Annotated in this window: 9 protein-coding genes; 5 read left to right on the top strand and 4 right to left on the bottom strand. The window is 60.6% G+C overall.

The features are described from left to right. Positions 1-191 precede the first annotated feature (191 nt). Genes NEZ08_RS23115 through folD form a run of 3 tightly spaced genes read left to right on the top strand, consistent with a single transcriptional unit; the run spans position 192 to position 1,707 of the window. The gene (locus NEZ08_RS23115) at positions 192-482 is read left to right on the top strand and encodes a YggT family protein (RefSeq protein ID WP_298112288.1); all 291 of its coding nucleotides are present in this window, start codon (positions 192-194) and stop codon (positions 480-482) included. A 12-nt stretch (positions 483-494) separates the two neighbouring features. Further along, on the top strand, positions 495-818 hold the full coding sequence (locus NEZ08_RS23110; RefSeq protein WP_298112286.1) for a DUF167 domain-containing protein: 324 nt from the start codon (positions 495-497) through the stop codon (positions 816-818). 4 nt (positions 819-822) lie between these two features. Continuing rightward, the gene (gene folD / locus NEZ08_RS23105) at positions 823-1,707 is read left to right on the top strand and encodes a bifunctional methylenetetrahydrofolate dehydrogenase/methenyltetrahydrofolate cyclohydrolase FolD (protein WP_298112283.1); all 885 of its coding nucleotides are present in this window, start codon (positions 823-825) and stop codon (positions 1,705-1,707) included. A 111-nt stretch (positions 1,708-1,818) separates the two neighbouring features. Here folD and ppa read toward each other — a convergent pair whose 3' ends face one another. Together ppa and NEZ08_RS23095 are read right to left on the bottom strand one after the other, a co-directional pair. Continuing rightward, a complete protein-coding gene (gene ppa, locus NEZ08_RS23100; protein ID WP_298112281.1) occupies positions 1,819-2,349 on the bottom strand; it encodes an inorganic diphosphatase in 531 nt (176 codons plus the stop codon). Positions 2,350-2,552: 203 nt separating this feature from the next. After that, positions 2,553-3,062 carry a GNAT family N-acetyltransferase gene (locus NEZ08_RS23095; protein ID WP_298112278.1) on the bottom strand — a complete coding sequence of 170 codons (510 nt, stop codon included), beginning with the start codon at positions 3,060-3,062 and terminating at the stop codon, positions 2,553-2,555. A gap of 259 nt (positions 3,063-3,321) precedes the next feature. Between NEZ08_RS23095 and NEZ08_RS23090 the strand changes: the two genes are divergently transcribed. Together NEZ08_RS23090 and NEZ08_RS23085 are read left to right on the top strand one after the other, a co-directional pair. Continuing rightward, positions 3,322-4,230, top strand: coding sequence for an alpha/beta fold hydrolase (locus NEZ08_RS23090; protein WP_298112276.1), 909 nt, complete (start codon positions 3,322-3,324; stop codon positions 4,228-4,230). Then, the gene (locus tag NEZ08_RS23085) at positions 4,227-4,640 is read left to right on the top strand and encodes a thiol-disulfide oxidoreductase DCC family protein (RefSeq protein ID WP_298112273.1); all 414 of its coding nucleotides are present in this window, start codon (positions 4,227-4,229) and stop codon (positions 4,638-4,640) included. The genes NEZ08_RS23090 and NEZ08_RS23085 overlap by 4 nt, the downstream gene beginning before the upstream one ends. A 9-nt stretch (positions 4,641-4,649) precedes the next feature. On the opposite strand, the gene NEZ08_RS23080 is transcribed toward NEZ08_RS23085, so the two are convergent. After that, a complete protein-coding gene (locus NEZ08_RS23080; RefSeq protein WP_298112272.1) occupies positions 4,650-5,486 on the bottom strand; it encodes a DUF3883 domain-containing protein in 837 nt (278 codons plus the stop codon). Between the two features lie 302 nt (positions 5,487-5,788). Then, positions 5,789-6,074: FAD-dependent oxidoreductase (locus tag NEZ08_RS23075; protein ID WP_298112269.1), on the bottom strand; the 286-nt coding region annotated here is incomplete at its 5' end.

The following is a 6,074-nucleotide window of genomic DNA, read 5'->3' as shown; positions in this document are numbered from 1 at the left end:
TTGGATGTCGCTGCGGCAAAAGCTTGAGAAACCGCCAGCAATCGGCGCCATTTACAATCTGCACCAAGGCCAAGTCAAGAACGGCGAAATCGTTGTTTTTACGACCCTTTGAGGGGAACTTACCTTGTTTGCCCCGCCAGGAACCGATATCTAGCAGGGTCTCATCTAGTTTCCCGCGAGCCAATCCCGCCATGCGTGCCGTTCTCGACATTATCCTCATCGTTCTGGAACTCTATGTCTGGCTCCTGATCGCGTCTGCCATTCTGTCCTGGCTGGTCGCCTTCAATGTCGTCAATACGCGCAATCAGTTCGTATCGATGGTGGGGGAGTTTCTCTATCGGATCACCGAGCCGCTTTTGGCGCCGATCCGTTCCGTCATGCCCAACCTGGGCGGGCTCGACATCTCTCCGATCATTCTGATCCTGATCATCTACTTCATCGAGCGGGTGATCGAGTATTACATCTATCCGAACGTCTTCTGACCCCGATTTGGAATGGCCGACCCCTGGCGCTACTCCGCCCAAGGGATCAACGTCGCGCTCCGAGTCACGCCGCGCGGTGGGCGCGACGATATTGACGGGATCGAGACGCTGGCCGATGGACGCAGTGTGCTCAAGGTGCGGGTCCGCGCGATTGCCGACGGCGGCGAGGCCAACCGCGCCGTATTGGGACTGCTGGCGAAGGCGGTCGGCGTGCCAAAGGCAAGGTTAAGGATACTGTCGGGGGCGACATCGCGCCTCAAGCAGGTCGCCGTCGACGGCGATCCCGGCGAACTCGGCGAGACCTTGAGACGGTTGACGGCGGCCAAGCAAGGGTGAAGCAATGACGGCGCAAATCATCGATGGAAAACGCATCGCCTCAGAACTTCGCGCGCGGGTGGCAAACGAAGTCGCACGGGTCAGGCGTGAGAACGAATTGACGCCGGGGCTTGCGGTGGTTCTGGTCGGCCACGATCCCGCCAGCCAGGTCTATGTCCGCTCCAAGCACAAGCAGACGCAGGAGGCCGGCATGGCTTCCTTCGAACATGTGCTGCCGGAGGATGTTCCTCAGGCCGATCTGCTTGCGTTGATCGCGCGGCTCAACCGCGATCCGCTGGTGCACGGCATCCTTGTGCAATTGCCGCTGCCGAAGACGCTGAACACCGAAGCGGTCATCAATGCGATCGACCCGGCCAAGGACGTCGATGGCCTGCATCCGAACAATGCCGGCCGCCTCGCCGGCGGATTTGCCGCGCTCGCGCCTTGCACGCCGCTCGGCTGCATCATCTTGAGCAAGAGCGTGCATCCCTCGCTGGAAGGCATGAATGCCATCGTGATCGGCCGCTCCAACCTGGTCGGCCGGCCGCTGGTGCAACTGTTGCTGAACGAAAACGCTACGGTAACGATCGCGCATTCACGTTCGCGCGACCTGAAGCAGATCTGCGCCCGCGCCGACCTGGTTTATGCCGCCGTGGGTCGGCCCGAAATGGTGCGCGCCGACTGGATCAAGCAAGGCGCGACCGTGATCGATGTCGGCATCAACCGCCTCGCGGAGGCCGGAGGCAAGACCCGCCTTGTCGGCGACGTCGCCTTCGCGGAAGTCTCGGCAGTCGCGGGCGCCGTCACGCCGGTGCCGGGCGGCGTCGGCCAGATGACGGTGGCGTGTTTGTTGGTCAATACCCTGCGCGCGGCCTGCGCGATTGCGGGACTGCCGAAGCCGGCGGTCTAGCTCTTCGTCGTCCCGGCCAGGCCAAGCGGTCGCGCAAACGCGCGCCCGATGAGGGCTCCGCGCGAGCCGGGACCCATGGCGCAGAATCCGCGGAAGAGGCAGGCTAGGTCGTCACTTCTTCTTCGCCCGCGCGATGCCGTCTGCGATCAACTGATGGGCTTCCTCGGCGCCGCCCCAGCGCAGCACCTTTACCCATTTGCCGGGCTCGAGATCCTTGTAGTGCTCGAAGAAGTGCTGGATCTGCTGCAACGTGATCTCCGGCAGATCGCTGTAGGTCTTCACCTTGTCGTAGCGCTGCGTCAGCTTCGAGGACGGCACCGCGATGATTTTCTCGTCGCCGCCGGCTTCATCCTCCATCAAGAGCACGCCGACCGGACGCACGCTCATGACGGCGCCCGGCACGATGGCGCGCGTATTGGCGATCAGTACGTCGCAGGGGTCGCCGTCGTTGGACAGCGTGTGCGGAATGAACCCGTAATTGCCGGGATAGCGCATCGCCGTATACAGGAAGCGGTCGACCACCAGCGTGCCGGCTTCCTTGTCGAGTTCGTATTTGATCGGCTCGCCGCCGACCGGAACTTCAATGATGACGTTGACCTCGCGGGGAGGGTCGACGCCGATCGAAATCGCTTCAACGCGCATGAATGGCTCCGTGACCTGGAATGTTTTCGTCCGTCGCCCTTGTCATAGGCGGGCTTGACCCGCGTATCCATCCGCCTTCGCAAGATCAATCTTTTTCGAGATCACGATGGATTGCCGGATCATCGACAAGCGAAGACGAAGCTGTTCTGCGAACGGCTATGCCCGACAATGATGGAAAAAAGCAGACCCCGCAGAAGGGAACTTCAGTTCGTCCAGGCGAAGGCGACCTTGTCGAGCGATTTCGGCCCGAACTTCTCCGACGAGCGCGCCACCATGCGGCCGCCCAGCGCGCGATAGAACTCGGTCGCCGGCTCGTTGTCGGAAAGCGCCCAAATCACCATGCTCTTCAGGCCGCTCTGCATCAGGTCGCGCCGTGCGGCCGAAAACAGGCGGCGGCCAAAGCCGAGGCCCTGGAATTCAGGTCGCAGGTAAAGCTCGTAGATCTCGCCTTCGAAGTGCAGGCTGCGAGCCCGGTTGCGGCCGTAATTGGCGTATCCGGCGACCTTGTCGCCGAACACCAGCACGCTGACGCGGCTTCCCTTGCGAATTGCCGAATCCCACCATTGCGGGCCGCGGCGGTTGATCAATTTCTCAAGCTCGGCGCCTGGAATGATGCCCTGATAGGCCGCACGCCACGCCTCGTCATGGGTGGACGCCACCGCCGCCGCATCAGCAGCTTTGGCAGGCCGGACCTCGATCAGGGTTGTGCTCATGACCCAATCAAAGCAAGTCAGCGGCCCGGCTTCAAGGTCTATCGTTAATTATCGGTTAACCTGTGGACTTTCTGCATCAGTCGGCGGGCTTTATGTCCCGAAAGCGGACAGTCGGGAGGCATTTTGCCGCTGAATATGGCGGAATGGGCGAAGGCATTAAAGGTTTTAACTTCCGACATCACGTGACGAGGCGCCGGAATTGATTCGCCGTGAGCGAACTTGGATTGCGGAGTCTTGTCGAAGGGCGATGAGGTGATGAATGGCTTTGTTAAGGGGCTTTTTTGCACCGCTTCTGGTTGTGGTGCTGTGGTCGCAAAGCGTCGCCGCGCAAGTCGCCTTCGGCGCGCAAGGCGAGGAGGGCGGCCCCGATCGCGAGCAGGCCTGGCTGGTCCCTTCACCAGAGCCGAATCTTGCCTCGCACGCCGTGCTGTTTCGCCCCGCTGGTGAAGGCCCGTTTCGCCTTGCAGTTATCGCGCATGCGTCGACCCAGAACACGGTGCTCCGCGTGCTGACGCCGCAGCCGCAATATAAGCCGCTGGCCGCGCTGTTGGTCGCGCGTGGCTTTGCGGTGCTGGTGCCGGAGCGTCCGGGCCACGGCAAGACCGGCGGCAAATATCTCGAGGATCAGAATGGTTGCGACGGCGCGGACTACGTCCATGCAGGCCGTGCCACCGCCGAAGAAATCATGGCTGCCACGGCCTATTTGCGCCAGCAGCCGTTCATTCGCCGCGACGGCACGGTGATCATCGGACATTCCGCCGGCGGCTGGGGTGCGCTGGCGCTCGCCGGTGCCGATCCGGCTGAGATCGCCGCGATCATCGCCTTTGCGCCCGGCCGCGGCGGCCAGCCTAACGGCCTGCCCAACCAGATTTGCGCGCCGCATAGCTTGATCGCGGCGGCGGGCGAGTTCGGCCGCGGCGCGCGCATTCCCGTCACCTGGCTGGTCGCGGCCAACGACGGCTATTTCCCGCCGGATTTCTCGCGGAAAATGGTGGACGCGTTCCGAGCGGCCGGCGGCAAGGCCGATTTCCGCGTGCTGCCTCCTTACGACGGCGAGGGTCACTGGATCGCGGAGACCGAAAACGGCGTGAAGCTATTGCCAGCCGAACTCGACCGCGCGCTGAAAGGATCAACGCAGCAGCCGCTCGCGCGGGCGAAGAAGCCGTGACCGCGCCGCGGTGGCCCGACGACGACGTGATCCTGTATGACGGCGTCTGCGTGTTCTGCTCGCGCTGGATTCGTTTTGTCGCCGCGAGCGATTGCGACAGGCGATTTCGCTTTACCGCGATCCAGTCGAATTATGGCGCGCGGCTGGCGCGCACCTTCGGCATCGATCCTGTCGATCCCGACACGAATGCGGTGATTCAAGGCGGCATCGCGTATTTCAAATCCGACGCGGCGCTGACCGTGCTTTCAAGTCTGCCGCGGTATCGCTGGACACGCGCGTTGTTGACGCTGCCGAAGCCGCTTCGTGATGCGGTCTACAATCTCGTTGCAAAAAACCGCTACCGGATTTTCGGCAAGTACGACGCGTGCTTTGTGCCGGATGCGGCGATGCGGGAAAGGGTGATGGAGTAGTCTTAGCGCTCAAGTGAAAGAAGCTTGAAATGACAAAGGCTCAAGTCGGACAAACTTGTCTATAGGAGGGGCAATCTCAAAAAGCCGCGGGGCCTTAGAAAAATCATATAGTCGGCAAATCCTAAATTCTTCCGGACGCTCCTTGGAAAAGGAAAGCTCATTCCTTGTCAGATAAAATGGCGCAGTTTGTGAGCCTACCGTCGTCTTTACTTCGAGAAATCGCTGGCCACCCCCGAGATCGAACGACAGGATATCGTACCCGGCCCCATCACCTTCCTCTTGAGATACCCATCGTACCTTTCGCGCAAGGTCGGGCCTGTCCATCTGTCGGAGTCGTTGCTGTTCGAATTTGAAGATTAGCTCTTCTCCGCTATTTCCTAGTTGCCGATTCAGGAAATCTCTTTCCGCAGGATCGAATTTGCGAACGAGGCGTCGAATTTCTTCTGGCCGCTCAATTTTTGGCCCGAGCCTCGGCGGAGGTTCAATAAAGAGCTGATACTGCTCGGCTAGACCGCTGGCGAGAGCTTCTGGGCGAAGGACCGCGGGATGCATGCATATGTAGCGGTCGATTGCATTAATGATAGATCTTTGGAAATGCGCCCTCGGTTTGTATCCATTTATCCAAGGCAAGTCGAGCTCTTGTAGGACCGCAGAGATATTGTGGTGTTTAAATTCGATTGAGCTGTTGCTGCGGTCAATTTGACCCATAAGAGTCTTTCGATGCCGCGTCTTGTCGTAGGCCTCACGACGTATCTCGGCACGAAGCATCGAGAAGTAGTCGGCTACGATCAGATCGAGTTCTCCGTCGGTCCAGTCTCGTCGCTCTTTAGGGTCCTCTTCAGACATCGCCGTTCGCACAGATCGTTGGCGGTCTAAAATCGGAACTGTGGCTGTCGTTGGGGCTCAGGTCGTACTTATCGCCGAACCACTCCACAAAATTACGGGGACTTTCGTTAGTTCTGTAATGACGCAATAGACGGTCCTCATCGAGGCCAGCATCCTCGATCGTGATGCAGTATGTCGCATGAAGATGTCGATCAACTGCGACACGCCAACTGAGGTATCCCTCGTCTGCCACCATCGACCAGCTCCCGACTTCGAGACTTACACAGGATGGACCGTCAAGGTGACTTAGGCAAGTTGCGAGCTTAACCTCTCCCGTGTGCCTCCATCGCCTCCCTCGCCGCCCTCTCCCCGGAATCATGCGCGCCGTGGGCGGTTGTGAAGAAGTTCGGCGAGGTGGCTTCGCCGGCAAAGAACAGGCGCCCATCGACGGGCGCGGCGAGGACGGCGCGCTTGCCGACATGACCGGGCAGCGCGTGCGAGTAGGAGCCGCGCGCGAACGGGTCATGCGCCCAGCGCGATTCCTTCAGCGGCTTCAGCCTGCGGCGAAAATCGTTGCCGAGGAACGACACAATCTCGTCGATGGCATGC

The sequence above is a fragment of the Bradyrhizobium sp. genome, from assembly GCF_027451485.1.
Taxonomy (GTDB): Bacteria; Pseudomonadota; Alphaproteobacteria; order Rhizobiales; family Xanthobacteraceae; genus Bradyrhizobium.
Note: the sequence above shows the minus strand (reverse complement) of the source record. Positions and strands in the feature narration are given on the sequence as shown.